This is a genomic window from Streptomyces sp. col6, assembly GCF_008042035.1.
In the GTDB taxonomy this organism is placed as follows: domain Bacteria; phylum Actinomycetota; class Actinomycetes; order Streptomycetales; family Streptomycetaceae; genus Streptomyces.
The window spans coordinates 107,526-130,809 of sequence record NZ_RDBL01000008.1; the positions used below are offsets into that span (position 1 = coordinate 107,526).

22 protein-coding genes are annotated in these 23,284 nt (G+C 71.9%); 15 read left to right on the forward strand and 7 right to left on the reverse strand.

From position 1 onward, the window contains the following. The first annotated feature begins 74 nt into the window (after positions 1–74). Both EAO73_RS12755 and EAO73_RS12760 read left to right on the forward strand, forming a co-directional pair. A complete protein-coding gene (locus tag EAO73_RS12755; RefSeq protein ID WP_018550733.1) occupies positions 75–575 on the forward strand; it encodes a hypothetical protein in 501 nt (166 codons plus the stop codon). 289 nt (positions 576–864) lie between these two features. Beyond that, positions 865–3,099 carry a glycosyl hydrolase family 95 catalytic domain-containing protein gene (locus EAO73_RS12760; protein ID WP_147971674.1) on the forward strand — a complete coding sequence of 745 codons (2,235 nt, stop codon included), beginning with the start codon at positions 865–867 and terminating at the stop codon, positions 3,097–3,099. On the opposite strand, the gene EAO73_RS12765 is transcribed toward EAO73_RS12760, so the two are convergent. Further along, complete coding sequence (locus EAO73_RS12765; protein WP_147971649.1) at positions 3,075–5,288, reverse strand: terpene synthase family protein; 2,214 nt, start codon at positions 5,286–5,288, stop codon at positions 3,075–3,077. The genes EAO73_RS12760 and EAO73_RS12765 overlap by 25 nt on opposite strands. Positions 5,289–5,635: 347 nt before the next feature. Here EAO73_RS12765 and EAO73_RS12770 point away from each other — a divergent pair, with 347 nt between their 5' ends. Continuing rightward, on the forward strand, positions 5,636–6,967 hold the full coding sequence (locus EAO73_RS12770; protein ID WP_147971650.1) for an N-acetylmuramoyl-L-alanine amidase: 1,332 nt from the start codon (positions 5,636–5,638) through the stop codon (positions 6,965–6,967). Positions 6,968–7,059: 92 nt separating this feature from the next. On the opposite strand, the gene EAO73_RS12775 is transcribed toward EAO73_RS12770, so the two are convergent. Further along, positions 7,060–8,196 (reverse strand): aminoglycoside phosphotransferase family protein, encoded by a 1,137-nt coding sequence (locus EAO73_RS12775; protein ID WP_147971651.1) that lies wholly within the window; start codon positions 8,194–8,196, stop codon positions 7,060–7,062. A gap of 231 nt (positions 8,197–8,427) precedes the next feature. Between EAO73_RS12775 and EAO73_RS12780 the strand changes: the two genes are divergently transcribed. Further along, positions 8,428–9,924 (forward strand): hypothetical protein, encoded by a 1,497-nt coding sequence (locus EAO73_RS12780; RefSeq protein ID WP_147971652.1) that lies wholly within the window; start codon positions 8,428–8,430, stop codon positions 9,922–9,924. A gap of 78 nt (positions 9,925–10,002) precedes the next feature. Here EAO73_RS12780 and EAO73_RS12785 read toward each other — a convergent pair whose 3' ends face one another. Further along, positions 10,003–11,439, reverse strand: coding sequence for a PP2C family protein-serine/threonine phosphatase (locus tag EAO73_RS12785; RefSeq protein WP_147971653.1), 1,437 nt, complete (start codon positions 11,437–11,439; stop codon positions 10,003–10,005). 320 nt (positions 11,440–11,759) lie between these two features. On the opposite strand from EAO73_RS12785, the gene rpmG reads away from it, so the two are divergent. After that, positions 11,760–11,924, forward strand: a complete 165-nt coding sequence (gene rpmG, locus EAO73_RS12790) for a 50S ribosomal protein L33 (RefSeq protein WP_147971654.1) — start codon at positions 11,760–11,762, stop codon at positions 11,922–11,924. 49 nt (positions 11,925–11,973) lie between these two features. After that, positions 11,974–12,237, forward strand: coding sequence for a type B 50S ribosomal protein L31 (locus EAO73_RS12795; RefSeq protein ID WP_147971655.1), 264 nt, complete (start codon positions 11,974–11,976; stop codon positions 12,235–12,237). Positions 12,238–12,358: 121 nt separating this feature from the next. On the opposite strand, the gene EAO73_RS12800 is transcribed toward EAO73_RS12795, so the two are convergent. From EAO73_RS12800 to EAO73_RS12810, 3 genes are all read right to left on the reverse strand, one after another. Then, the gene (locus EAO73_RS12800) at positions 12,359–13,018 is read right to left on the reverse strand and encodes a YoaK family protein (RefSeq protein ID WP_147971675.1); all 660 of its coding nucleotides are present in this window, start codon (positions 13,016–13,018) and stop codon (positions 12,359–12,361) included. 38 nt (positions 13,019–13,056) lie between these two features. Next, positions 13,057–14,430, reverse strand: coding sequence for a cryptochrome/photolyase family protein (locus EAO73_RS12805; RefSeq protein WP_147971656.1), 1,374 nt, complete (start codon positions 14,428–14,430; stop codon positions 13,057–13,059). Positions 14,431–14,496: 66 nt separating this feature from the next. Continuing rightward, a complete protein-coding gene (locus EAO73_RS12810; protein ID WP_147971657.1) occupies positions 14,497–16,026 on the reverse strand; it encodes an SDR family oxidoreductase in 1,530 nt (509 codons plus the stop codon). Between the two features lie 130 nt (positions 16,027–16,156). Between EAO73_RS12810 and EAO73_RS12815 the strand changes: the two genes are divergently transcribed. The 6 genes from EAO73_RS12815 to EAO73_RS12840 all read left to right on the forward strand — a co-directional run bounded on the left by EAO73_RS12815 (position 16,157) and on the right by EAO73_RS12840 (position 20,212). After that, positions 16,157–16,897 (forward strand): VanZ family protein, encoded by a 741-nt coding sequence (locus tag EAO73_RS12815; protein WP_147971658.1) that lies wholly within the window; start codon positions 16,157–16,159, stop codon positions 16,895–16,897. Positions 16,898–17,058: 161 nt separating this feature from the next. After that, entirely contained in the window at positions 17,059–17,841 is a 783-nt protein-coding gene (locus tag EAO73_RS12820; RefSeq protein ID WP_147971659.1) for a DUF4389 domain-containing protein, read from the forward strand. A gap of 41 nt (positions 17,842–17,882) precedes the next feature. Then, entirely contained in the window at positions 17,883–18,398 is a 516-nt protein-coding gene (locus EAO73_RS12825) for a DinB family protein (RefSeq protein WP_147971660.1), read from the forward strand. 70 nt (positions 18,399–18,468) lie between these two features. Next, positions 18,469–19,182, forward strand: a complete 714-nt coding sequence (locus EAO73_RS12830; RefSeq protein ID WP_147971661.1) for a DUF4230 domain-containing protein — start codon at positions 18,469–18,471, stop codon at positions 19,180–19,182. A gap of 111 nt (positions 19,183–19,293) precedes the next feature. Beyond that, positions 19,294–19,740 (forward strand): nitroreductase family deazaflavin-dependent oxidoreductase, encoded by a 447-nt coding sequence (locus EAO73_RS12835; protein ID WP_147971662.1) that lies wholly within the window; start codon positions 19,294–19,296, stop codon positions 19,738–19,740. A gap of 67 nt (positions 19,741–19,807) precedes the next feature. Further along, the gene (locus EAO73_RS12840; protein ID WP_147971663.1) at positions 19,808–20,212 is read left to right on the forward strand and encodes a DUF6221 family protein; all 405 of its coding nucleotides are present in this window, start codon (positions 19,808–19,810) and stop codon (positions 20,210–20,212) included. A gap of 27 nt (positions 20,213–20,239) precedes the next feature. Here EAO73_RS12840 and EAO73_RS12845 read toward each other — a convergent pair whose 3' ends face one another. Then, positions 20,240–20,428, reverse strand: coding sequence for a DUF6381 family protein (locus EAO73_RS12845; RefSeq protein ID WP_147971664.1), 189 nt, complete (start codon positions 20,426–20,428; stop codon positions 20,240–20,242). A 195-nt stretch (positions 20,429–20,623) separates the two neighbouring features. Here EAO73_RS12845 and EAO73_RS12850 point away from each other — a divergent pair, with 195 nt between their 5' ends. The 3 genes from EAO73_RS12850 (at position 20,624) to EAO73_RS12860 (ending at position 23,034) form a co-directional block, all read left to right on the forward strand. Further along, positions 20,624–21,208 (forward strand): hypothetical protein, encoded by a 585-nt coding sequence (locus EAO73_RS12850; RefSeq protein WP_147971665.1) that lies wholly within the window; start codon positions 20,624–20,626, stop codon positions 21,206–21,208. Between the two features lie 110 nt (positions 21,209–21,318). Continuing rightward, a complete protein-coding gene (locus EAO73_RS12855) occupies positions 21,319–22,311 on the forward strand; it encodes a GlxA family transcriptional regulator (protein WP_147971666.1) in 993 nt (330 codons plus the stop codon). A gap of 99 nt (positions 22,312–22,410) precedes the next feature. Then, positions 22,411–23,034 (forward strand): cysteine hydrolase family protein, encoded by a 624-nt coding sequence (locus tag EAO73_RS12860; protein ID WP_147971667.1) that lies wholly within the window; start codon positions 22,411–22,413, stop codon positions 23,032–23,034. The last annotated feature ends 250 nt before the right edge of the window (positions 23,035–23,284 follow it).

The following is a 23,284-nucleotide window of genomic DNA, read 5'->3' on the forward strand; positions in this document are numbered from 1 at the left end:
TGTGCCGTGGGCCTGCGCATATGCCGGTTCGGGCCCGGCTCTGCGAGGTGGGCCGGGACACGTAACATGTGTGCATGTCCTTCCTCCGCCGCCGTAGCGCCGCCACACCCGCGGGCCCCGACTTCGACGTCCTGGCCATGGACCCCGGTGACTGGCCCGGAAACCTCGGCGCCGGTCTGCTGCCCGCTCCCGACGGCAGTTGCCAGGGCGTGTTCCTGCGGTACGACCTGTTCGGCGGGCGCGGTCCGGCGATGATCATCGGCAACCTCCCGGAGGGCTCGCCCGCGCGCGAGACCGAGGAGGGGCAGGTGCCCTTCGAGGTGGCGCAGTTGCTGCTCGCGCTGGAGAACGACGAGCCGGTCGAGGTCACCGGCACCGAGGACATGCCCGTCATGCAGGGCGACAACCTGCTGATCGTGCGCCGTGTGAAGCTCTCCGAGAGCCGCATCTCCTGTGTGCAGTTCGACCGCAGCGACGGTGTGCTCGTCACCATCGCCAGCTGGGACAGGCCCATCACCGACGACCTCTACACCCTCCTGAAGCCGCTGCCCGCCGAACTCTTCCAGCAGGGCTGAGCCCGTCACGGTCACCGGGCCGCCCGCCCGGTGATCCCACTTCCGTCCAACTGCGCGCGGCCTCTGTCCAAGAGGCTGCTTTGTCATGTCCCTTGTCCGGCAAGTCATCGGACCTCTAGCGTGTTCCGGCATGACATCCGGAATGACGCGACGTACCACAGTGAAGACGGTGATCGGCGCAACCGGCGCTCTGGCCCTGGGAGTTCCCACTCTCGCGGGCACCGCAGCCGCCGCCGGTACCTCCGATGAATCCGCGAAGCAGGCACGAGCCACCACGCTCCCGGACCCGGTGCTCCACTACCGTGCCCCCGCCGCCGGCTGGGAGCGCGAGTCGCTGCCCATCGGGAGCGGAGCACTCGGCGCGAGCATCTGGGGCACACTCGCCTCGGAACGCCTCACCCTCAACGAGAAGACGCTCTGGACCGGCGGCCCCGGCTCGGCCCAGGGCTACGACTTCGGCAACTGGACCGCGCCGCGCCCCGGCGCCCTCGACGGTGTACGCGACCGCCTCGACGCGGAGGGGGCCCTCGGCCCCGACGCCGTCGCCGCCGAACTCGGCCAGGCCCGCCGCGGCTACGGCGCCTACCAGGTCTTCGGCGAACTGCGGCTCGACCTGCCGGGAGCGCCGGCCGCCCCGGACGCCTCCTACCGGCGCTCCCTGCACCTGCGTACCGCGCTCGCCACCGTCACGTACACCCACGAGGGCGCCGCCCACACCCGGGAGTACTTCGCCTCGCACCCGGGCGGTGTCATCGGTGGACGGCTCGGCGCCGACCGCCCCGGCCGGATCGCCTTCACCCTGCGCTACACCTCACCGCGCGACGACTTCACGGCGGCCGCGAGCGGTGACCGGCTCACCGTGCGCGGCGCGCTGGAGGACAACGGCCTGCGCTTCGAGGCCCAGATACGCGTCCGCACCGCCGGAGGCACGGTCACCGCCAACCCCGACGGAAGTCTCACCGTCACCGGCGCCGACCGCGCATGGTTCCTCCTCGCCGCCGGCACCGACTACGCGGACAGCTACCCCGACTACCGGGGCGAGGACCCGCACCGCAAGGTCACGGCAGCCGTCGACACCGCCGCCGCGGGCTCGTACGAGAAGGTGCGCGACGCCCACACCCGCGACCACCGCGCCCTGTTCGACCGGGTCGTCCTCGACATCGGCCAGCAGCTTCCCGACGTACCCACCGACCAGCTCCTGAGCGCGTACACGGGAGGCGCGGGCTCCGCGGACCGGGCACTGGAGGCCCTGTTCTTCCAGTACGGCCGCTACCTCCTCATCGCCTCCTCGCGGGCCGGCTCACTGCCCGCCAACCTCCAGGGCGTCTGGAACAACTCCACCACCCCGCCGTGGTCCGCCGACTACCACAGCAACATCAACCTCCAGATGAACTACTGGCCCGCCGAGGTCACCAACCTCGCCGAGACCACCGCCCCCTACGACCGCTACGTCCAGGCCATGCGCGAACCGGGCCGGAGAACGGCGAAGGAGATGTTCGGCACCGCCGGCTGGGTCGTCCACAACGAGACCAACCCCTACGGCTTCACCGGCGTCCACGACTGGTCCACCGCCTTCTGGTTCCCCGAGGCCGCCGCCTGGCTCACCCAGCAGATGTACGAGCACTACCGCTTCGGCGGCTCCACCGACTATCTGCGCTCCACCGCCTACCCGGCCATGAAGGAGGCCGCCGAGTTCTGGCTGGCCAACCTGCGCACCGACCCCCGCGACGGGCTGCTCGTCGTCACCCCCGGCTACTCGCCCGAGCACGGGGACTTCACCGCCGGGGCCGCGATGTCCCAGCAGATCGTCCACGACCTGCTCACCAGCACCCTGGAGGCGGCCCGCACCCTGGGCGACGCCCCCGCCTTCCGCGGCCGGCTCGAAGCGGCCCTGGACCGTCTCGACCCCGGCCTGCGCACCGGCTCCTGGGGGCAGCTCCAGGAGTGGAAGACCGACCGGGACGACCCCGCCGACACCCACCGCCACGTCTCCCACCTCTTCGCCCTCCACCCCGGCCGCCGGATCGAGGCGGGCACCGCCTGGGCCGAGGCCGCCAAGGTCTCGCTCACCGCCCGGGGCGACGGGGGCACGGGATGGTCGAAGGCATGGAAGATCAACTTCTGGGCCCGGCTGCTGGACGGCGACCACGCCCACAGGATGCTCGCGGAGCAGCTGAAGAACTCCACCCTGCCCAATCTCTGGGACACCCACCCCCCGTTCCAGATCGACGGCAACTTCGGTGCCACCTCCGGCATCGCGGAGATGCTCCTCCAGAGCCAGCACGACACCATCGACCTCCTCCCCGCCCTCCCGGCGAGCTGGCCCGAGGGATCGGTGCGCGGGCTGCGCGCCCGGGGAGGATTCACCGTCGACATCGCGTGGGCCGGGGGCGCGGCCCGCCGCGCGGTGCTCACGGCGAGCCGCACCCGTACGGCGACGGTCCGCTCCACACTGTTCGCGAACGGCCGGAAGACCCTCCGGGCGCGCGCGGGCGGCCGTTACACGTTCACCCCCGAGAGCTGACCGAACAGCGCCGCCACCTGCGCCGCCGAAGTGCCGGGCCCCGTGGGACCGTTGAGGTGCCACGGGGCTCCCGTGCCCCGCCGCAGATCCTCCTCGCGGTAGCGCCGGCAGCCCCGGTGCCAGATCAGGATGCCCGCGAGCCAGTGCTCCAGCTCCCGCACATAACCCGCCAGCGTCTCCCGCGCCTCGGCGTCCAGCCCGAAGTCGTCGTACAGCACCGGCAGTTCGTTCTCGGCGACATGGATGAACTGCCGCAGCCGCGACTTCATCAGGTCGTACAGGATCGACATCCCCGTGGGGTAGTCCACCCCGAAGAAGTTCTGCACCACCAGGACACCGTTGTGCACCTCACCCTCGTACTCGATCTCCTTCTGGTACGAGAACAGGTCGTTGAGCAGCGCCGCGTAGTCGGCCGCCGCGTTCTCCAGGGAGCGCAGCGGGCCGCTCTCGTAGATCTCCGGCGGTACCTTCCTGCCGTGCCCGATCCGGCACAGGCTCATCGTCAGGTCGGACCCGAACGTCATCCGCCGCATCTCGACGTAGTCCACCGGGTCGGGGATCCGGTGCTGCGCCTGGTTCGCCAACTCCCACAGCCAGCTCGCCGTCATGTCCTCGACGGACGTACGGAACGCCCGCCGCCCGGCGTCGTCCATCGGGCCCGCCGTGCGTTCCCAGAGGTCACCGAGCCCCCGTTCCAGCGCATTGACCGGCACCGGGGCCGGGCTCCCGTCCAGCGGCATGAACAGGGAGAGCCGCTCGTTGGCCAGCCGGGCCCCCGCCAGGTCGCGGGACCGGCCGTGCACCACGGGGAACCAGTCGTCGCCGTATGTCCCCCAGGCCAGCCACCCCGAGGACAGGTCGAGACCGTCCGGTGTCGCGTCCGGGTGGATACCGGCGGCGCACAACGGCAGGTCGATCGCCCGCAGACGCTCCTCGTCCCAGATGTGCGAACCCGGCACCCCCGGCTGCGGCCCCAGGATGCCCATCCGGCCGGCCCACACCACCAGCCGCTCCCGGGCGCCCTCCAGATGCGGGCTGAGCGTCGTACTGAACGGCAGATCGAAGTCGGGCAGGAGGGACGGGCCCACGTGCTGGAAGAACGCGTGGCTGTGGCTGCGCAGCCGGGCCGACTCCGAGCGCCTGGTGAAGCGGATCGACGCGGCGGACATCCCGAAGCCCGGCTCGGCCCCGCCGGCCCCGCCGTCGTTCATGTAGCGGCTGGAGCGCATGTGCCACTCATGGCCGCCGGACTGCCAGTCCTGAAGGCCCTTGACATAGGCCCCGACCGCCGCCGTCTGCGCCGCGTCCAGGCCTTTCGCCGCGCAGAGCGGTCCCACTTCGGTCAGGGCCGTGTTCTCGAACTGCTGGAGCCTGGACGTCAGCAGGTCGTTCACCGCCTCGGCCGCCTCCTGCGTCGAGCAGTCGAGGAAGCGCTCCAGGACCAGCACCCCGTTGCTGTTCTCGCCCTCGTCCTCCACCTCGCGCTGGTACGAGAAGAGGTCGTTGCGCAGATGGACCCCGTCCGAGAACGCGTCGCGCAGCACCCGCAGCGCCCGTTCACCGGCCACCGCCTCCGGTACCTCGGCCCCCGCAGCGTACTCCACCAGACCGGCCGACCAGGGTGCCCCGCCCACCTTGCGGCGCATCTCGATGTACTCGACGGGGTTCGCGATGCGGCCCTCGTTGATGTTGGCGAGCTCCCACAGCGACTCGTTGAGGAGGTTCCTCGTCGACTCCGCGAACCGCACCCGCCAGGCGTCCGACATCGCGGGCACCGTACGCGCCCAGAGATCGGCGAGACCCGCCTCCACCGGGTTCTCGGGCTCGGGCACCGGCGCACCGCGCTCCATCGGCATGAACGCCGGCAGCCGGTCCAGATACCGCTTGCCGCCCTCCCGGTCCGGGGTCCGCTTGAACAACTCCAGGAAGTGGTCGTCGAAGAAGAAGACCCACACGTACCAGTCGGTGACGAGCGACAGTGCCTCGGCCGAGCAGTCGGGATGGGTGTACGCGCACAGCAGCGCGTAGTCGTGGGCGTCGAGGTCCTTCTCCTCCCAGATACCGGACCCCTCCAGCATCCCCATGGCCCGCGCCCACGTCTTCGTGTGCTGCCGGGCCTCCTCCACATGGGGGTTGAGACGCGCCGGATACGGAACATAGAAGTCCGGCAGGGTGAACGGCTGAGCCATGTGCGTCCGGCCTTTCCGAGAGCCACCGCGCGAGTGCCACGCGTATCGGTCCTGTCGGCGCGAGCCCTACCCTTGGGCCGTTCGGGGCACGCACCCCCGCCATTAGTCACACCGCAGAGCGCCCGTTCGAGGGACACCGGGCCGGTCCGTCCTCGTAAAACCCTGGTAACGGGTCATCGCCAGAGCCTCGCCGTTCGCCGCCCTTCGCAGGTCACAGCCCCTGTCAGTGGTCTGGTCCAGTGGCTCAACGCGCTGCCCGTCCAGCGCTCTTGACGCCCCTTCACCTCAGGTCACAGAGTGTGCGCGCACGTCCGCAACGGCTCCACCCGGCTCTACGAAGGGTTGTCATGACGTCCAAGCAGAGGACCAGGCTCGCACTCGCCTTCACCACCGCCGGAGCGCTGAGCCTCGCACTGCTCAGCCCGGCCGCCCAGGCCGGTGCCGACGGGGTCCGGCCCGAGTGCCCGCGCGGTCTCGCCTGCGACTGGGTCCCGGCGGCCTACCAGCAGACCGGCGACCCGGCCGACAAGGAGACGTACGGCAACTACGACACCGCCGACCGTCCGGGCACCAACAAGATCAAGTTCATCGTGCTGCACGACACCGAGGAGGACTTCGACACCACGCTGAAGATCTTCCAGAACCCGCTGAAGCAGACCTCGGCCCACTACGTCGTACGGTCCGCCGACGGACACGTCACCCAGATGGTCAAGAACAAGGACGTCGCCTGGCAGGCCGGCAACTGGTACGTCAACAGCCACTCCATCGGCATCGAGCAGGAAGGCGTCGCCGTCGAAGGCGCCCAGTGGTACACCCCCGAGATGTACCGCTCGACCGCGGCCCTCGTGCGCTACCTCGCCGCCAAGTACGACATCCCGCTCGACCGCCAGCACATCATCGGCCACGACGGCGTCCCGCCCACGAGCGCCGCCGGCACCAAGAACATGCACTGGGACCCGGGCACCTACTGGGACTGGAACTACTTCATGACGCTGCTCGGCAGGCCCACCGTGCCGACCGCCTTCCCGGGCAGCCAACTGGTCACCGTCAGCCCCCGGTTCAAGGACAACAAGCAGGCGTTCCGCGACTGCGAGAAGAACGTCGACCTGCCCGTCCAGGGCTCCAGCGCCGTCCCGCTGCACACCGCTCCCTCCGACGACGCGCCCCTCTTCTCCGACCCCGGTATCCACACGGACGGCTCGCCCGGCACCAACTGCGCCGCCGACTGGGGCAGCAAGATCAGCGCCACCCAGCAGGCCGTCGTGGCCGGCCGCGCCCCCGGCTGGACGGCGATCTGGTGGTACGGAGAGAAGGCGTGGTTCCGCACACCCGCCCACACCCGCACCACCGTCCCCACCTCCGGCTACGTCGTCCGCCCGAAGGCGGGCAAGGCCGAGGTGCCGGTGTACGGAGTGGCGTACCCGGAGAAGTCCGAATATCCGGCGGACTTCGCGGACCAGCGGGTCGGCACACCGCTCCAGTACACGATCAAGGCCGGCCAGTCCTACCCCGGCGGCGGCGAGGCGCCCACCGGCTTCTTCTACGCGCCGACGATCGACGCCTCCTACCCCCTGGACCACGCGTACTTCAAGGGCAAGGAGAAGTACGTGACCGTCCAGATCGGCCACCGCGTGGCCTTCGTCAAGGCGTCCGACGTGGACATCGTCCGCGCCCGCTGAAGCGAGGGAACGGGAACGGGGGAACACAACAGCGCGCCGCGGGCCCGGTGTGTCGGCACCGGACCCGCGGCGCGCCCCGTGGGGCCGGCCGGTCAGCGCGTGCCGACCGCCGCCCGCACGGCGTTCCGGGCCATCGCGCAGTCGTCGTGCAGCCGGCGCAGCAGCAGTCGCTGCTCCTCACCGGGAGCGAGCGCGCCCGGACGGTCCTGCCCCGCCCGTGTGGTCCCCGTGTCCCGCATGGCACGCTGCACGGCCGTCTCGTACCTGCGGATCTCCCGGGTGAGTACGAGCATCAGGTTCACCAGGAAGGCGTCCCGCGCGGCCGGTCCGTTCACCTGGGCCAGCTTGCTAATCTCGCGCCGCGCCACCGGGGCGTCACCCAGCACGGTCCACAGCGTCGCCAGGTCGTAGCCCGGCAGGTACCAGCCCGCGTGCTCCCAGTCCACCAGCACCGGACCGGTGGGCGACAGCAGGATGTTGGAGAGCAGCGCGTCCCCATGACAGAACTGCCCCATGCTGTGCCGTCCGCCGGAGTGGGCGAGCCCGTGCAGCAGCTTCTGCAGGTCGCCCAGGTCCCGGTCGGTGAAGAGACCCAGCTCGTGGTAGCGGGCGATCCGCGCCGCGTAGTCCAGCGGGGCCTCGAACAGGCCCGCCGGCGGACGCCAGGCGTTCACCCGGGCGACCGCGCCGAGCACCGCCCGCAGGTCTGCGCGGGGCGGGGCCTCGGACGGATGGCGCGTCAGGGCCGCCACCCGTCCGGGCATCCGCTCGATGATCAGCGTGCAGTTCTCCGGATCGGCGGCGATGAGCCGGGGCGCCCGGACCGGCGGACGGTGCCGGACGAACGCCCGGTATGCAGCTATTTCGTGCCGGAACCGCTCCGACCACGCCGGGGAGTGGTCCAGTAAGCACTTCGCGACCGCCGTCGCGCGCCCCGTGGAGCCGACGAGCAGGACCGAACGCCCGCTGCGCCGCAGCACCTGCACCGGATTGAACTCCGGGCAGATGCGGTGCACGGACGCGATCACCATCCTCAACTGGGCGCCCTGCGGGCCCGACAGGTCGAGCCGTCCGCCCAGCGAGGGGACGCCCGGTCCCGCCGGGCGGCGGGGCCGCCCGAGGCCGGGGGCCGGGACACCCGCGCGCGGGTCGAGGTACGGCCCGGCGCCCGCCTGGATCGGACGCAGCGGCCGGGGCGGGGCGGACACGGAGGACGATGCTGTGTACATGGGCGAGACAGATCCCTTCGTGCGCCGACAAGTTGCGTGCGCCACCCCGGCCGGCGGCCCTTCGGCACCCTGGGGAGTCCCTAGGGCTGCCGGGCGGGGTTGCGCTTTCCTACCTGACACCGGCGCGAGGGTGTCTCTCGACATAGCGCACCCTGGCGAACCCTGGCGAATAGTCGCAAGGCATCTGACGCGGGGTTACTGTCAACACAGCCGAGAACCTGGGGGCTTGACGTGACCGGAGAACCCAACACCCGCCTGTCGGACCTGTTCGGCCTTGCCGGCTGGTCCAAGGGCGAACTCGCGAGAATGGTGAACCGGAAGGCGGCGGCCATGGGCCACCCCCAACTGGCAACCGACACCTCGCGCGTGAGGCGCTGGATCGACATGGGGGAGTCCCCCCGCGATCCCGTGCCCAAGGTGCTGGCGGCTCTGTTCACCGAGCGACTCGGCCGTGTCGTGACCATCGAGGACCTCGGGTTCGGCCGGCGCGGGCGTGTGGGGAAACGGCGAGAGGCCGGGACGCAGGACAATCCCGACCGGCTCCCGTGGGCGCCCGAACGGACGGCAGCGGTCCTCACCGAATTCACGGGAATGGACCTCATGCTCAACCGACGCGGCTTGGTGAGCGCGGGCGCCGCGCTCGCCGCCGGCTCCACCATCGCCGGCCCCATGCACGACTGGCTGCACACCGACCCCGTACTGGCGGCCGACGCCCCGCGCGCCGACAGCCCGGTACACGCGGACCCCGCCGGCTTCGACCGGTACGAGGCCGCGCCCATCGGCTCCGAGGAGATCGAGGCGCTGGAGCGGTCCGTGGAGGTGTTCCGCGCCTGGGACGCCTCCCGCGGCGGCGGTCTCCAGCGCAAGGCCGTGGTGGGCCAGCTCAACGAGGTGGGCGGCATGCTCTCCTACCACCACCCCGCCCACCTCCAGAAACGCCTGTGGGGCGTCGCCGCCAACCTCGCCGTCCTGGCGGGGTGGATGTCGCACGACGTCGGCCTCGAACCCACGGCCCAGAAGTACTTCGTCATCGCCGCGCACGCGGCACGCGAGGGCGGCGACCGCCCGCGCGCCGGCGAGGCCCTGTCCCGCGCCGCCCGCCAGATGGTCCACCTGGGCCGTCCCGACGACGCGCTCGACCTCATGAAGCTCGCCAAGTCCGGCTCGGGCGACAGCGTCCTGCCGCGCACCCAGGCGATGCTCTGCACCATCGAGGCATGGGCGCAGGCGTCCATGGGGCGCGGCCAGGCCATGCGGCGCACGCTCGGCCGGGCCGAGGAGCTGTTCGTCTCGGACAAGAGCGACGTGCCGCCGCCCAGCTGGATGCAGATGTTCGACGAGGCCGACATGCACGGCATGCAGGCCCTTGCCTTCCGGACGCTCGCCGAGCACGACCCCTCGGTGGCCGTAGTCGCCCAGCGGCACGCGAAGCAGGCCCTGGAGCTGCGCGCCAACGGGCGCCAGCGGTCCAAGATCTTCGACTACATCTCGCTCGCCTCGGCCTGCTTCATCGCCGACGACCCGGAGCAGGCCGACCGCTACGCCCGGCTCGCCCTGGTCACGATGGGGGAGACCTCCTCCCACCGGACCTGGGACCGGCTGCGCGAGATGTACCGGCTCACCGGGCAGTTCGCGGGCTACGCGAAGATCGAGGACCTGCGCCAGGAGATCCAGCTCGCGCTCCCGCACAGCCGGCGCGCCAAGAACGCGAGGAGCGCCGAGATCTGAGGAGACCCGGGACGCGATGAGACCCGGGTTCCGCCGTGCGGTCGTGCCGACGCCCCGCTCAGGGCCGTCGTCGCTTCCCTACGCCCCGACGCGGGCGATCAGCACGCACGCGTCGTCCAGTCGCTCGGCCGTGCCGAACTCCTCGACCACGGCTCGTACGCACTCCTGTGCCGAACGGGCCTCGGCGAAGCGTGGAGCCAGACCGAGCAGCGCTTCCGTACCGGGGCGCGCACCACCGTGCCCGGAGGAGTTGTCGCGGGCCAGTCCGTCGGTGTGCAGCACCAGCACGTCGCCGGGCAGCAGGTGGGCCTCGTCCTGTTCGTAGGCGACCCCGGAGGCGGCTCCGAGCAGCACGCCGTCCGGGAGGGGCAGCGGGCGCCCGGTCCCGTCGCGGAAGAGCAGCGGCGCGGGGTGTCCGGCCTGTGCCCAGTCCAGGGTGCGGGTCGCCGGGTCGAACCGGCAGCACACGGCGCTGCCCAGGGCCGGCTGAATGGAGGTTTCCAGTAACTGGTTGAGATGGCCGAGCAGGGGGCCCGGCTCGATGCCGGCCACCGCCATGCCGCGCAGCGCGCCCATCACCACGGCCATGGCGGAGGTGGCCTGGATGCCGTGGCCGGTCAGGTCGCCGACGGTGAGCAGGGTCCGCCCGTCCGGCAGTTCCATGGCGTCGTACCAGCCGCCGCCGACCAGGGCGCTCGTCTCCGACGGCAAGTAGTGGGCAGCGATGTCCAGGGTGCCGGGGCCGTGGTCGGGGAGCCGGAGCGAGCTCTGCCACGGGGGGAGCACGGCCTCCTTCAGCTCCACCGCGACCCGGTGCTCGGTCCTGGCGAGGTGCTGCTCGCGCCGCAGCGACTCATGGGTGCGGCGCACCACCTGCTGGCTGCGCCGCAGCGCGCTGACATCGCGCAGGACGGCCCACATGGAGGCGGTGCAGCCGTCCGAGTCGAGCACGGGCTCGCCCATCATGTGCAGGGTGCGGACGCGCCCGTCGGTGTGCCGGATGCGGAACTCGCCGTTTATCGGCTTGCCGTCCACCAGGCAGTCCGTGACGAGCGCGGTGAGCAGGGGCTGGTCCTCGGGGAGCAGCGTGGAGGGCAGGTCGTCGAGCGACAGCCCGCCCGCCTCCGGCGCCCGGCCGAAGATCCGGAAGAGCTCGTCGGACCAGCTGACCTCGTCGGTGAGCAGATTCCATTCGGCGCTGCCCACCCGGGCGATCAGGGAGCCCTGGGGCCCGGCGGGGGCGGTGTCTTCGCGCGAGGGCCGTTCGGGCTCCTCGGGCAGCCCCTCCCGGAGCTGTCCGAGGTGGGTGCCGAGGTCGTCGAGGTGGTTCACCGCCAGCTCGCAGAGCGCGCGCTGCCAGCGCATCCGCGGGTCGTCCTCGTCGACGAGCACGGCGTCGCGCCGCACCGCGTCCACATCACCGCGCAGCCGGCGCGTCCGGTGGATCAACGCGTCGACGGCATCGCGCTCCGGCGGCTGTGGGGCGGGGCGGTCCGCAGAGAGGGGGGACGGCATGACGTACTCCGATGCAGGGCGGCACAACCAGTGACGAAGGGTGGACCGCATACGACTTTCGCACAGCCGGAAGGGGCCCGTAAGTGGTTTGGCAACACTCGACGCGTTCTTGCATCCGGCATATGCCAGCGGCTGACTCTAGCCCACTTCTCTCGAACAGCCTTGCTGTTCAAGGAGGTTGGCGCAAATCGCGGGCCGCGTGACGGGCGGGAACGGGCGGGAATGCATGCGGGTGCCCTCGCGTTGTACCGGCAGAACGAAAACGAATCCCGTTACCAGGACGGTGCGGGGCTCGTGATCCACGACTCCGGAAGGTGCTCATGGCCCGCAGCGAGATCCGTCCCGTAGTCACACTCCGCTCGACCGCGGGGACGGGGCAGAGCTATGCGACGCGCAAGAGCCGTCGCAACAACCCCGACCGTCTGGTCCTGCGCAAGTACGACCCGGCCGCAGGGCGGCACGTCCTCTTCCGCGAGGAACGCTGACCGTCCGGTACGCCCATACGCCCTCTCCCGCGCCAAGGAAGGAATGCCCATGAAGTCCCGTATCCACCCCGTCTCCCGTCCGGTGGTCTTCCGTGACCGTGCCGCCGGGACGGCCTTCCTCACTCGCTCCACCGCCGACTCCGAGCGGCGCGTGACGTGGGAGGACGGCCGCAGCTACCCCGTGATCGACGTGGAGACCTCGTCGGCGAGCCACCCGTTCTACACGGGAACCCGGCAGGTGCTGGACACGGCGGGCCGGATCGAACAGTTCCACCGCCGCTACGGCACCGAGGTGCCCGCCGCCGGTGAGTGAGACCCGCCCGAGCGGCCCGGCGTCCGTGCCCTGGATCACAGTGCGGGGTGCGGATTGCCGGGAACGGCGCGCGGTGGTTTATCGTTCACCTATATGTGGATGACGCGCGAGCGCCCACTTCTCAAGCCGCCCCGGCTGGATTCCCCCGATCCGGCCGGGGCTTCTCCTTTTCCGCGTCCGTATCCGTGCGCCCCGGCCCCGTCGACGCCTCCACCAGCAGCGCGGCCACCGCCAGCGCCGCCGCTGCCACCGCACCGGCTTCGGGCCGGAGCCGCACGGTCAGCGCGGCGAGCGCGGCGCCCGCCACCACGGCGGCCAGCCGCCCGGCGACCCAGCCGTCGCCGCCGCGCCACGCCCCCACGGCCAGCCGGCCGACGAGCGAGGTCAGGGTCCCGGTGAAGTAGTTCGTGGGCGTGGCCCGCACCCGCCCCTGGATGCCCATCGCGAGCCCCATCAGCACCAGCAGCCCCAGCCGGTCCGCGTCCGACGTGACCAGCCGGGCCGCCCACAGAGCCGCCCCCGCCGCGAGCAGCACCACCTCGGCCAGCAGCATCACCGGCACCCGCCGCCACATCCGCTCACCCACCAGCGCGGCGCCGGCCACCCCGCAGCCGTACGAGAGCAGCGCGGTGACCACCCGCAGCGCCACCCCCTCCTCGCCCGCCCCGGCGGCCGAAGCGCCGAGCAGAACCAGGTTCCCGGTCATCACCCCGGCGAAGACCTGGCCCACGCAGATGAACACGAACGCGTCCGCCGCCCCGGACGCCGCCGAGAGCAGCAACAGCGCGGAGTGGGGCCCGGCGCCCCGGTCCGCCGCGCTCACTCCAGACCGCGCGCTCGCCGGAACCGGTCCAGCCCCTCGGACAGGTCCACCACGGGCTCCGGATAGTCCAGCCGCTCCCGCTCCCCGCCCCGCAGCTTCCACGGCTCGTGCACGGCGGACCCGGACAGCGACGCCAGCTCCGGCACCCAGCGCCGTACGTACGCCCCGTCCGGGTCGAGCCGCTTGGCCTGCACCACCGGATTGAGTACCCGGTTGGGCCGGCTGTCGGTCCCCGTACCGGCCATCCACTGCCAGTTCATCTGGTTGTTCGCGATGTCGCCGTCCACCAGGAGATCCAGGAAGTGCCGTGCGCCCACACGCCAGTCCACGTACAGCGTCTTTGTCAGGAACGAGGCGGTGAGCAACCGGCCCCGGTTGTGCATCCAGCCCTCGTGGCGCAACTGGCGCATCGCCGCGTCGACCACCGGATAGCCGGTGCGCCCCTCGCGCCACGCCTCCACCTCGTCGGCCGCCTCCTTCTCGGAGCGCCAACGGTCCTGCTTGTCACGGTAGTTCTCCCAGGACGCGGCGGGCCGGGCCGCGAGGACCTGGTAGTGGAACTCGCGCCAGCACAGCTGCCGTACGAACGCCTCGGCCCCGGCGCCGCCGGCGTCGCGCGACCGGTGCACCAGCTCGACGGGGGACAGGGTGCCGAAGTGCAGATGCGGCGAGAGACGCGAGGTGCCGTCGCCCGCCAGGTCGTCGTGCCGCTCCTCGTACGCGGCGAGACCGCGCCGCCGCCAGGCCGTGAACGCCTTGCGCGCCGCCTGCTCCCCGCCCTCCGGGAGTCCTTCCGACACGCCGGACACACCGCTTCGGGCCGGAAGCTTCTCAGACCGCGGTCCCTCCGGCACCCGTACCGCACGCGGCGCACCGAACACCTCGCGCAACCGTTCCCCCGACCAGCGCCGGAAGTACGGGGTGAACACGGCGAAGTGGTCCGAGGAAGCGGGTGTCACCGCGCCGGGAGCCACCGCGGTGACCACCCCGTCGTGGACGCGCAGCCGGCGCCCGCCGGACTCCAGCGCCTCGCGCAGCCGCTCCTCGCGGCGCCGGGTGTACGCGCTGACGCCCGCCGCCACATGGACCTCGTCCGCACCGGCCTCCGAGGCGACCGCGCACACCTCCTCGGCCACGTCCCCGGAGCGGACGACCAGCCGGCCGCCCCGCTCGCGCAGCCCGGCGTCGAGGTCGCGCAGACAGTCGGCGAGGAAGGCGCGCCGGTTCGGGGCGTCGAAGCCGGCCGCCTCGATCGCGCTGTCCCGGACGAACAGAGGCACGATCTCGTCGGCCGAGGCGAGCGCGGCCCGCAGCGGCGGATGGTCGTGCAGGCGGAGATCGGCGGTGAACAGGACGACCGCAACGGTCATGGGGCAACTCCGGAAGAGGCGGGGACAGTCATGCTGCCGCTACCCTGCCTCCCCCGGACGCATCGCTCAGCGCGACACCGCGGGTACCGCCCGTCCGGGTGACGTACGCGTTTCCGCGGCCCGCGCGATATTGCGCGCCATCCCGCCGAACACGAGGGCGTGGAAGGGCGAGACGCTCCACCAGTACGCGTGACCGAACAGCCCGCGCGGATGGAACAGGGCCCGCTGCCGGTAGCGCGACCGGCCCTCCCCGTCCGGCTCCACGTACATCTCCAGCCAGGCCGGGCCCGGCAGCCGCATCTCGGCGCGCAGCCGCAGCAGGTGACCCGGTTCGATCTCCTCGACGCGCCAGAAGTCCAGCGAGTCGCCCACCCGCAGCCGGTCGGTGTCGCGCCGACCGCGCCGCAGCCCGACCCCGCCGACCAGCCGGTCGAGCCAGCCGCGCACCGCCCAGGCCAGCGGGAACGAGTACCAGCCGTGTTCCCCGCCGATGCCCTCGACCACCCGCCACAGGGCCTCGGGCGAGGCGTCGACGGCCCGTTCGCGCACATCCGTGTACAGGCTGCCGCCCGCCCAGTCCGGGTCGGTCGGCAGCGGGTCGCTGGGCACGCCCGGCACCGATGCGGAGGACCACCGGGTGGTGACCCGGGCCTCGCGCACCCGTTGCAGGGCCAGCCGCAGCGCCGTGTCGAAACCGAACGGCTGCCCCGCGCCGTCGGGGACGTGGCCCGCGATGTCGTGCTCCCGGCACACCACCTCGTACCGCAGGGACTCGGCGAGGGGCCGGGCGATCGACGCGGGCACGGGTGTGATGAGCCCGACCCAGTGGCTGGACAGCCCTGGTGACAGCATCGGCACGGGCAGGATCAGCCGGTGCGGCAGCTGGGCCACCTCCGCGTAGCGCTGCATCATGTCGCGGTACGTGAGGACGTCGGGACCACCGATGTCGAACGTGCGGTTCACGTCCCGGGGCATGCGGGCGCTGCCCACCAGATAGCGCAGCACATCGCGTACGGCGATCGGCTGGATCCGCGTCGACACCCAGCTCGGCGTCACCATGACCGGCAGCCGTTCGGTGAGGTAGCGCAGCATCTCGAAGGAGGCGGAACCCGATCCGATGATGACGGCGGCCCGCAGCGCGGTGGTCGGGACGCCCGACTCCAGCAGGATGCGGCCGACTTCGGCCCGCGAACGCAGATGCGGCGACAGCTCGTGGTCGGGCACGCCTTCGGGGGTGAGACCGCCCAGATAGACGATGCGGCCGACGCCCGCGGCCCGTGCCTGCTCCGCGAAGGCGACGGCGGCCCGCCGGTCGGTCTCCTCGAAGCCGGACCCGGTCGTCAGGGCGTGCACCAGGTAGTACGCCACGTCGATGCCGTCCATCGCCGGGGCGAGCGACGCCGCGTCCGTGACGTCGCCCCGGACCGTCTCGACCTCCCCGGCCCAGGGGTGGTCGCGCAGCTTCTCCGGGGTGCGGGCCAGGCACCGCACCCGGTGTCCCGCGGCCAGCAGCTCCGGCACCAGCCGGCCGCCGATATAGCCGGTGGCGCCGGTGACCAGGCAGCTCAGGGGTGCGTGCGCGTGATCGCCCGTCATGAGGTCTCCGCATCCGTCCGTGTACGCCGGGCCCTGTGCGGCCGGCCCCTCGCGACCAGTGTGCCGCCGCGCTCCGCGCCCCGCACGGCGCGACGGGTGTGGTCCCGCGCTTGCGGGGCATCCGTCGCCCATGGACGCAGTGGCGGCAAGACCCGAACGCGACGGAACGCGCAGCAGAGGGTGGGGGCGGCTTCTGCTGCGCGTCTCCATTCTCGTGCTGGCCTTCGTGGCCATGGTCGGATTCTCGGTGGTGCTGGCGAAGGTGACGCTCACCCCGTCGCCCGCCTCCGAGGAACTCGTGAAGTCGAACCTGCACCCGGGCCGCTCGCTGCGGCAGTACGCCGAGGACTACACGTTCCTCGCCGCGTGCAAGCAGGCCGGGGGCAACCTGGTGCTGGGCATGCCCTTCGGCATCCTGCTGCCCATCCTCGTCCCGCGAAAGCTCAGGATGCTCCGCATGTTCGTGCTGACGGTGCTGGTCATCGTCCTCGTGGAGCTGGTGCAGGGAGCAATCGTCCGGGGCCGCGCCTTCGACGTGGACGACGTCATCCTCAACACCGCGGGTGCTCTGCTCGCCTACCTGCTGGTGGGGCGGCGCCTGAGCCACCGCTACCACGTCCTCGCGGAGGAGCCGGCACGCGCCCCGGCGGCCCGCGAGACCCGGCGACCGAAGAACGGCCGCCCGAAGACCGGAACCCGCCGCAAGGCCGAGCCCGCCAAGAAGAGCGAGCCGCGCACGAAGGCCGTACCGGGCAAGAAGACCGGGGCCCGTGCCACGCCCCGGCGCACCGCGGTACCCGCGTCGGCCTGGTCGCGGCTGCGGCACGGTGTCCGCCGCAAGGCGGCCCGCGGCCGTTCCACCAAGCGCTGACCCCGCCGCGGTCCGGCTACCCGATCGGCCCGCGGCCGATTGCGGACCGCCGCCCCGCGCCCGACGGTGGGAGACACCGGGCGTGCCGCGAGGCCCGCCCGGCCGCCAAGGTCGCGGGCGGGCGGGCCCGGCCGCGCGGGTCACCGCCGAAGAGGAGCGACATGACGGACGCCCAGTGGAGCCCGGGTCCACGTGAGGGGGACGCGAACGAGTTCCGGCCCGTGCTGGACATCGTCGAACCCGCACGCCAGCGGCGGCTCACCGTGTTCTCCCGGCTGCTCCTGCTGATCCCGCACGCCGTCGTGCTGTTCTTCCTGGAGATCGCGGCCTTCTTCACGCTGATCTTCGGCTGGTTCGCCGCGCTGGCCCTCGCCCGGCTCCCCGGGCCCGTCTACCGCTTCCTCGCCCAGGTGCTGGCCTACCGGACCAGGGTGGCCGCGAGCGCCATGCTGCTCGTCGACAGCTACCCGCCGTTCACGCTGTCCCAGCCGCCGCAGTACCCGGTGCGCATCGATGTCCGGCCGACCCGGCTGAACCGGCTCGCCGTCTTCTTCCGGGTGTTCCTGGTCATCCCCGCCGCGATCGTGCAGGGCCTCGTCACCTCCGGCTGGTCGGCCCTGGCGGTCCTGTGGTGGCTGATCACCCTGATCCTCGGCCGCATGCCCCGGCCGCTCTTCGAGGCCACGGCGGCCACCCTGCGCTACGAGATGCGGGTCGCCGCCTACTTCTCGCTGCTCAGCCCGGCCTACCCCAAGGCACTCTTCGGCGACGACGCCCTCTCCGTGCCGGAGGGACAGCCGCGCTCCGCCACCAGGCCGCTGGTCATGAGCACCGGGGGCAAGGCCCTGGTGGTCCTCTTCCTGGTCCTCGGCCTCCTCGGCGGCGTCACGACGTCCCTCACACGCTCCGACTCGGACGACACCGGGTACAGCGCGGGGCGGTAAAGGGCTCGTGCGAACGGATGTTCAGCGTGCATGATCACCGGATGACCTGGACAGCCCCTGACGCCACACGTACGCCCGGCTCGCTCGTCGCCGACGAGCGGGAGACGCTCACCGGATACCTGAACTGGTTCCGCTCCACCCTGTTGCAGAAATGCGCCGGTCTGACCGGCGAACAGCTCACCGAACGGACCGTGCCCCCGTCGAACCTGACCCTGCTCGGGCTCCTGCGCCACATGGCCAAGGTCGAACGCACCTGGTTCCGGGAGCGGTTCGGCGGTCAGGAGCTCGCACCGATGTACGACCCCGCCAAGGGCAAGGACGCGGACTTCGAGGACCTGGACCCGGCCGCGGCCGCCGGCGACTACGCCCGGCTGGTCGAGGAGTGCCGGCTCGCCGACGAGATCATCGCCGGTGCCTCGCTGGACGATACGTTCACCCACAACGGGGAGGTCTTCTCCCTGCGTCTCGTGCACGTCCACATGATCGGTGAGTACGCGCGCCACATCGGCCACGCCGATCTGGTACGGGAGCGGCTGGACGGCGTCACCGGGGCCTGAGGGAGACGTGTGAGGGTTCCCGGGGCCGCCTTCCCGGCGTGAACCCGGCCGGCCGGGTCATACGAGCACTATGACCTCCACCGACTCGGCGACAGAACCGTCCACGAAGCCCGGACCGGCCGACGACGGCACCCGCCGTCGTCGCAGCCGGCGCCTGCGCCGCGCCGCCGCCTTCTGCGCGGTCGCGCTGGCCCTGCTCTTCATCGGCACGCGCCTCAGCCTGCTGCCCGGACTGGGCGACCTACTGGGCGAGGAGACCCACGACCGCACGGGGCCCGCGGTGCTCAAGTCGATCCAGGACATGAGCAGGTACGAGGCGGCGGCCGGCAACTTCCAGGTCGTCGTCGACCTGGAGAAGGACACCAAGTACGTCCCCGACGCGATCCGCGGCACCCGCACGCTGTACGTCGGCGCCGGCACCGTGTCCGCGTACGTCGACCTGGGCCGGGTGACGAGCGGGGGAGTGGTCGTCGACGAGGACCGCAGCACCGCCGAACTCCGGCTTCCGCACGCGGTCCTGGGCAAGCCGGCGCTCGACCCCGACCGCTCCTACGCGGTGTCCAAACAGCGCGGCATCCTCGACCGGCTCGGCGACTTCTTCTCCGACAACCCCGGCAGCGAACAGGCGGTCAACCAGCTGGCCGTACGCCACATCGGCGACGCCGCGAAGGAGAGCGGCCTGACGCAGCGCGCCGAGAAGAACACCACCGCGATGCTCCAGGGCCTGCTCGGCTCCCTCGGCTTCGAGAAGGTCACGGTCCGCTACGGCGCCGCCCGCTCCTGACCGCGACACGACGGCCGGGAAGGACTTTCCCGGCGCCGGAAGTCGTTGAAGCCATGATGAGATGCCCCGGCCGACGACACGGCCGGACCGGACGACGATGGGAAAGAGCGCATGCCTCTCCAGGGCGAGTACGAACCGAGTCCCGCGCAGTGGGTCCGTGACCAGGTCGAGCAGTACGAGAGCTCGGGCGGCACGGAAGGGACGACGATGCGCGGCATGCCCGTCATCGTCCTGACGACCGTGGGCGCCAAGTCCGGGAAGATCCGCAAGACCCCGCTCATGCGCGTCGAGCACGACGGCCGGTACGCGGTGGTCGCGTCCCAGGGCGGGGCTCCGACCCACCCGGTCTGGTACCACAACCTCAAGGCCGACCCCCGCGCCGAGCTCCAGGACGGCCCGGCGCGCAGCGACATGACGGCGCGCGAGGTCACCGGCGAGGAGAAGGCCCGGTGGTGGGAGCGCGCGGTCGCGGCGTTCCCCGACTACGCCGACTACCAGAAGAAGACGGACCGGCAGATTCCGGTCTTCGTGCTGGAGCCCGTCGACGGGAGCCACTGAGCCGCGGCGGGATAGTGTCCAGCTCGGCCCCCAGGGGGTGGGGCCGAGCGGAAGGATGCGAAACCAGATGACAGACAACTCCGACCTCGTCGCGTTCGTACGGGCACGCCTGGACGAGGAAGAGGACCTCGCGCGGGTGGCCGGCGGCGAGGCGTGGCGGTGCCCGGCCGAGACGCCCGGCGAGATCCACGACCGGGGTGGCGCGATCGCCTTCACCCTGCGCACGCACGGCCACGACTACGACCGGCACATCGTCCGGCAGGACCCGGCCAGGACGCTCCAGCGCATCGAGACCAGCCGGGTCCTCCTGGACGAGTACGCCGAGGTGGCCGCACTGGACGTCGACCGCCCGCAGCGCGACTTCGCGTCCGGCCGGGCCTTCGGCCTCGGCTTCGTGGTCCGCCAGCTGGCCGCGGAGAACGCGGGCCACCCCGACTACCAGGTGAAGTGGCTGCCCCGCTTCACCCAGTGAGACGCCGGCCCGCCGGCTCCGGACGGGTCAAAGTGCGTTCGTCCCGTGATCGCCCTGCGTGGTCACCTGGTCGCTCCGCTCCCGGAGCCGGCGCGCCTTGTCCTGGAGGCGCTGCCGCTCTTGCGGGTCCGCGGCGCGGTCGGCGGCCTCCTGCATCTCCTGCGCCTTGGCCCGGATGCGCCGGGCCCGTCCGCCGGTTTCGTCCGCAACGCTCATGATCACTCCCGGGGCTCGGTGGACAGCCGACCCCTCCAGCGAATCAGTGTGCGTGCGGCCCCGCATCTCGAACCGCCCCGCCCGCTCCACCCGGTCACCGTTCTGGCAGGATCGAACGCTCGAACGCAGGGCCCGGCCGGGGGAGTTGTCTCACCCGCCGGGCGAAATGAGCATGTGAAACGGGGAACGAGAGATATGCGTACGTGGACGCGCGCCGTGCCCGCGGCGATGGGCGCCCTGGTGCTGGCCGCCGTGCTGACCGGCTGCAACGGTTCCGACTCGGACGACAAGAAGGGCTCCGGGGGCTCGGACGACAGGACGAGCTACCGGCTGGGCGAGGCCAGCCCGCCGCAGGAAAGCACCATGCAGAAGTCGAAGGGCGCCACCTACACCGTGACGCCCACCAAGGTGCAGACGGGCACCACGGCGGACATGGACAACTCCGGCCTGGACAAGGAGAAGGGCGAGGCGCCGAAGATCCCCGTCTATGTGTGGGCGACCGTCACGCACAAGAGCGGCAAGGCCATGGAGATCGGTGACATGGACAGCGACCTGGTCGTCAAGACCGACAAGGGTGAACGCACCAAGGCGCTCATCGTCATCATGGGCGAGGCGAAGTGGCCCGACTGCCCGGCCCCGGACAGCGAGAAGAAGCTGAGCGCCGGCCAGTCGGAGAAGATCTGCAAGGCCTTCCTGATTCCGGAGGGCCAGAAGGCCGCCGCGGTCCAGCTGAGCCAGGGCTTCACCGCGGAGCCGCTGGAGTGGCCCGCCGCCGGCTGACGGCACCCCCGGGCGGGCGGCTCGCAGCGGCCGCCCGCCCCGCGCCCGGTGTCCGAATGTGACAGAGAACCGTCATTGCGGCCACCCGCGCGGTTGACGAGGATAGAGACATGTCCACCGCACACCGCGTCGTCATCGCGGTCTTCCCCGCCGTCGACCTGCTCGACGTGGCAGGCCCCGCAGAGGTCTTCGCCCTGGCCAACAGGGTGTCCGGGGGCCGCGCCGGCTACCAGGTCCGGCTCGCCGGGCCCGAGGCGGGCGAGGTGCGGACCTCGGCGGGCGTGCGGCTGCTGACCGACCTGACCTTCGACGGGGTGGGCCGGGAGGTCGACACCCTGCTGGTGCCCGGCGCGGTCGACATGACCGACGGCGGGCCCGTCGCCCGTATCGACGAGGACATCGTGGCCTGGGTGCGGGAGACCGCCCCGCACGCCCGGCGGGTGGCGTCCGTGTGTGTGGGCGCGCACCTGCTGGCCGCCGCCGGACTCCTGGACGGCATGACCGCGACCACCCACTGGTCGACGGCCGCCCAGCTCGCCGCCGCGCACCCCGAGGTCACCGTCGACGCGGACCCGATCTTCGTCCGCGCCGATCGCGGGCGGGTGTGGACCGGGGCCGGCATCAGCGCCTGCCTGGACCTCGCGCTCGCCCTGGTGGCCGAGGACATGGGCGAGGACACCGCCCTGGCCGTGGCACGGCAGCTGGTGATGTACCTCAAACGGCAGGGCGGACAGAGCCAGTTCTCCGTGCCCCTCAGCCGGCCGGCCGCCTCGCGGCGCGACATCGACGAGCTGCGGCTGTGGATCGCGGACCACCTGGAGGACGACCTGTCCGCACCGGTGCTCGCGGCGCGGATGTGCCTGAGCGAGCGGCACTTCGCCCGGGTCTTCAAACAGGAGACCGGCGTCAGCCCCGCCGCCTATGTGGAGTCCGCCCGCATCGAGGCTGCCCGTCGGCTCCTGGAGACCACCGACGACCCGCTCGACCGGGTGGCGGCCGCCGCCGGTCTCGGGTCCGCGGAGACCCTGCACCGCGTGTTCCGGCGGCAGATCGCCACCACACCCGCCGCCTACCGCCGCCGCTTCCGCACCGGCGCGGCCTGACCGCTCCGGTCCCTCCCACCCCGCCGTCACCGGCGACTTTCACGCACCAGGCACGGCGGACGGCTTCGCCATGCCCGAATCTCCCAGAAAGGCACCATCATGACCACCAACCAGCCCTCCGCGACGCTTCGCGAGGTGTCGGGCCTGGACTCCCGGCTTCCCCGGCTGAGCGAGTCCGTCCTGATCCTGATCGACGTCCAGAACACCTACCGCACCGGCGTCATGGCCCTGGAGGGCGCCGAGGAGGCCGTCGCGGCCTGCGCCCGCCTGCTGGAGCGGGCCAGGGACGCCGGCACCCCCGTCGTCCACGTCATCCACGACGGCGGCGAGGGCTCCCCGTACGACATCCGCGAGCACATCGGCGCCCTCAGTGACGAGGTGGCGCCCCGGGACGGCGAGACCGTGGTCGTCAAGCAGTTCCCCAACTCCTTCCACCGCACGGAACTGGAGAAGACCCTGACCGCCCTCGGCGCGGAGCCCGGCAGCGGCAAGGAGCTGGTGCTCGCCGGATTCATGACCCACATGTGCGTCACCCACACCGCCCAGGGAGCCTTCAACCTCGGCTACCGGCCCGCCGTCGTCGCCGAGGCCACCGCCACCCGCAGCCTCCCCGCCCCCGACGGCACGGTCGTACCGGCCGCCGCCCTGAAGACCGCTGCCCTGACCGCCATCGCCGACCTCTTCGCACCCGTCGCCCCGACGGTCGACGACATCCCCGCCTGACGGGACCCGGCCGCACCCTCGCGCGAGGGTGCGGCCGGTGGCGTCGCACGCCATAACACGCGGGCCGGGCCTTCCCTCGTGGCCGCGAGCCACCTCATAGACGGTCTCAAGTGGTCCCCGAGCGAGGGCCCTTACAAAGAGCGGTGAGCCTCCCCGGGCCGCCCCCCAGCTCCCCGTATCCCTCGCCGGACCACCCCCGAGATCGGAAAGCCCATGGCCACGGACCAAATCCTGACCCGCTCGGCACCAC

Coding starts and splice junctions, on each gene's coding strand:
- EAO73_RS12755 (WP_018550733.1), top strand. CDS start 75: ATGTCCTTCCTCCGCCGCCGTAGCGCCGCCACACCCGCGGGCCCCGAC.
- EAO73_RS12765 (WP_147971649.1), bottom strand. CDS start 5,288: ATGGCTCAGCCGTTCACCCTGCCGGACTTCTATGTTCCGTATCCGGCG.
- EAO73_RS12770 (WP_147971650.1), top strand. CDS start 5,636: ATGACGTCCAAGCAGAGGACCAGGCTCGCACTCGCCTTCACCACCGCC.
- EAO73_RS12775 (WP_147971651.1), bottom strand. CDS start 8,196: ATGTACACAGCATCGTCCTCCGTGTCCGCCCCGCCCCGGCCGCTGCGT.
- EAO73_RS12785 (WP_147971653.1), bottom strand. CDS start 11,439: ATGCCGTCCCCCCTCTCTGCGGACCGCCCCGCCCCACAGCCGCCGGAG.
- rpmG (WP_147971654.1), top strand. CDS start 11,760: ATGGCCCGCAGCGAGATCCGTCCCGTAGTCACACTCCGCTCGACCGCG.
- EAO73_RS12795 (WP_147971655.1), top strand. CDS start 11,974: ATGAAGTCCCGTATCCACCCCGTCTCCCGTCCGGTGGTCTTCCGTGAC.
- EAO73_RS12805 (WP_147971656.1), bottom strand. CDS start 14,430: ATGACCGTTGCGGTCGTCCTGTTCACCGCCGATCTCCGCCTGCACGAC.
- EAO73_RS12810 (WP_147971657.1), bottom strand. CDS start 16,026: ATGACGGGCGATCACGCGCACGCACCCCTGAGCTGCCTGGTCACCGGC.
- EAO73_RS12815 (WP_147971658.1), top strand. CDS start 16,157: ATGGACGCAGTGGCGGCAAGACCCGAACGCGACGGAACGCGCAGCAGA.
- EAO73_RS12820 (WP_147971659.1), top strand. CDS start 17,059: ATGACGGACGCCCAGTGGAGCCCGGGTCCACGTGAGGGGGACGCGAAC.
- EAO73_RS12825 (WP_147971660.1), top strand. CDS start 17,883: ATGACCTGGACAGCCCCTGACGCCACACGTACGCCCGGCTCGCTCGTC.
- EAO73_RS12830 (WP_147971661.1), top strand. CDS start 18,469: ATGACCTCCACCGACTCGGCGACAGAACCGTCCACGAAGCCCGGACCG.
- EAO73_RS12835 (WP_147971662.1), top strand. CDS start 19,294: ATGCCTCTCCAGGGCGAGTACGAACCGAGTCCCGCGCAGTGGGTCCGT.
- EAO73_RS12840 (WP_147971663.1), top strand. CDS start 19,808: ATGACAGACAACTCCGACCTCGTCGCGTTCGTACGGGCACGCCTGGAC.
- EAO73_RS12845 (WP_147971664.1), bottom strand. CDS start 20,428: ATGAGCGTTGCGGACGAAACCGGCGGACGGGCCCGGCGCATCCGGGCC.
- EAO73_RS12850 (WP_147971665.1), top strand. CDS start 20,624: ATGCGTACGTGGACGCGCGCCGTGCCCGCGGCGATGGGCGCCCTGGTG.
- EAO73_RS12855 (WP_147971666.1), top strand. CDS start 21,319: ATGTCCACCGCACACCGCGTCGTCATCGCGGTCTTCCCCGCCGTCGAC.
- EAO73_RS12860 (WP_147971667.1), top strand. CDS start 22,411: ATGACCACCAACCAGCCCTCCGCGACGCTTCGCGAGGTGTCGGGCCTG.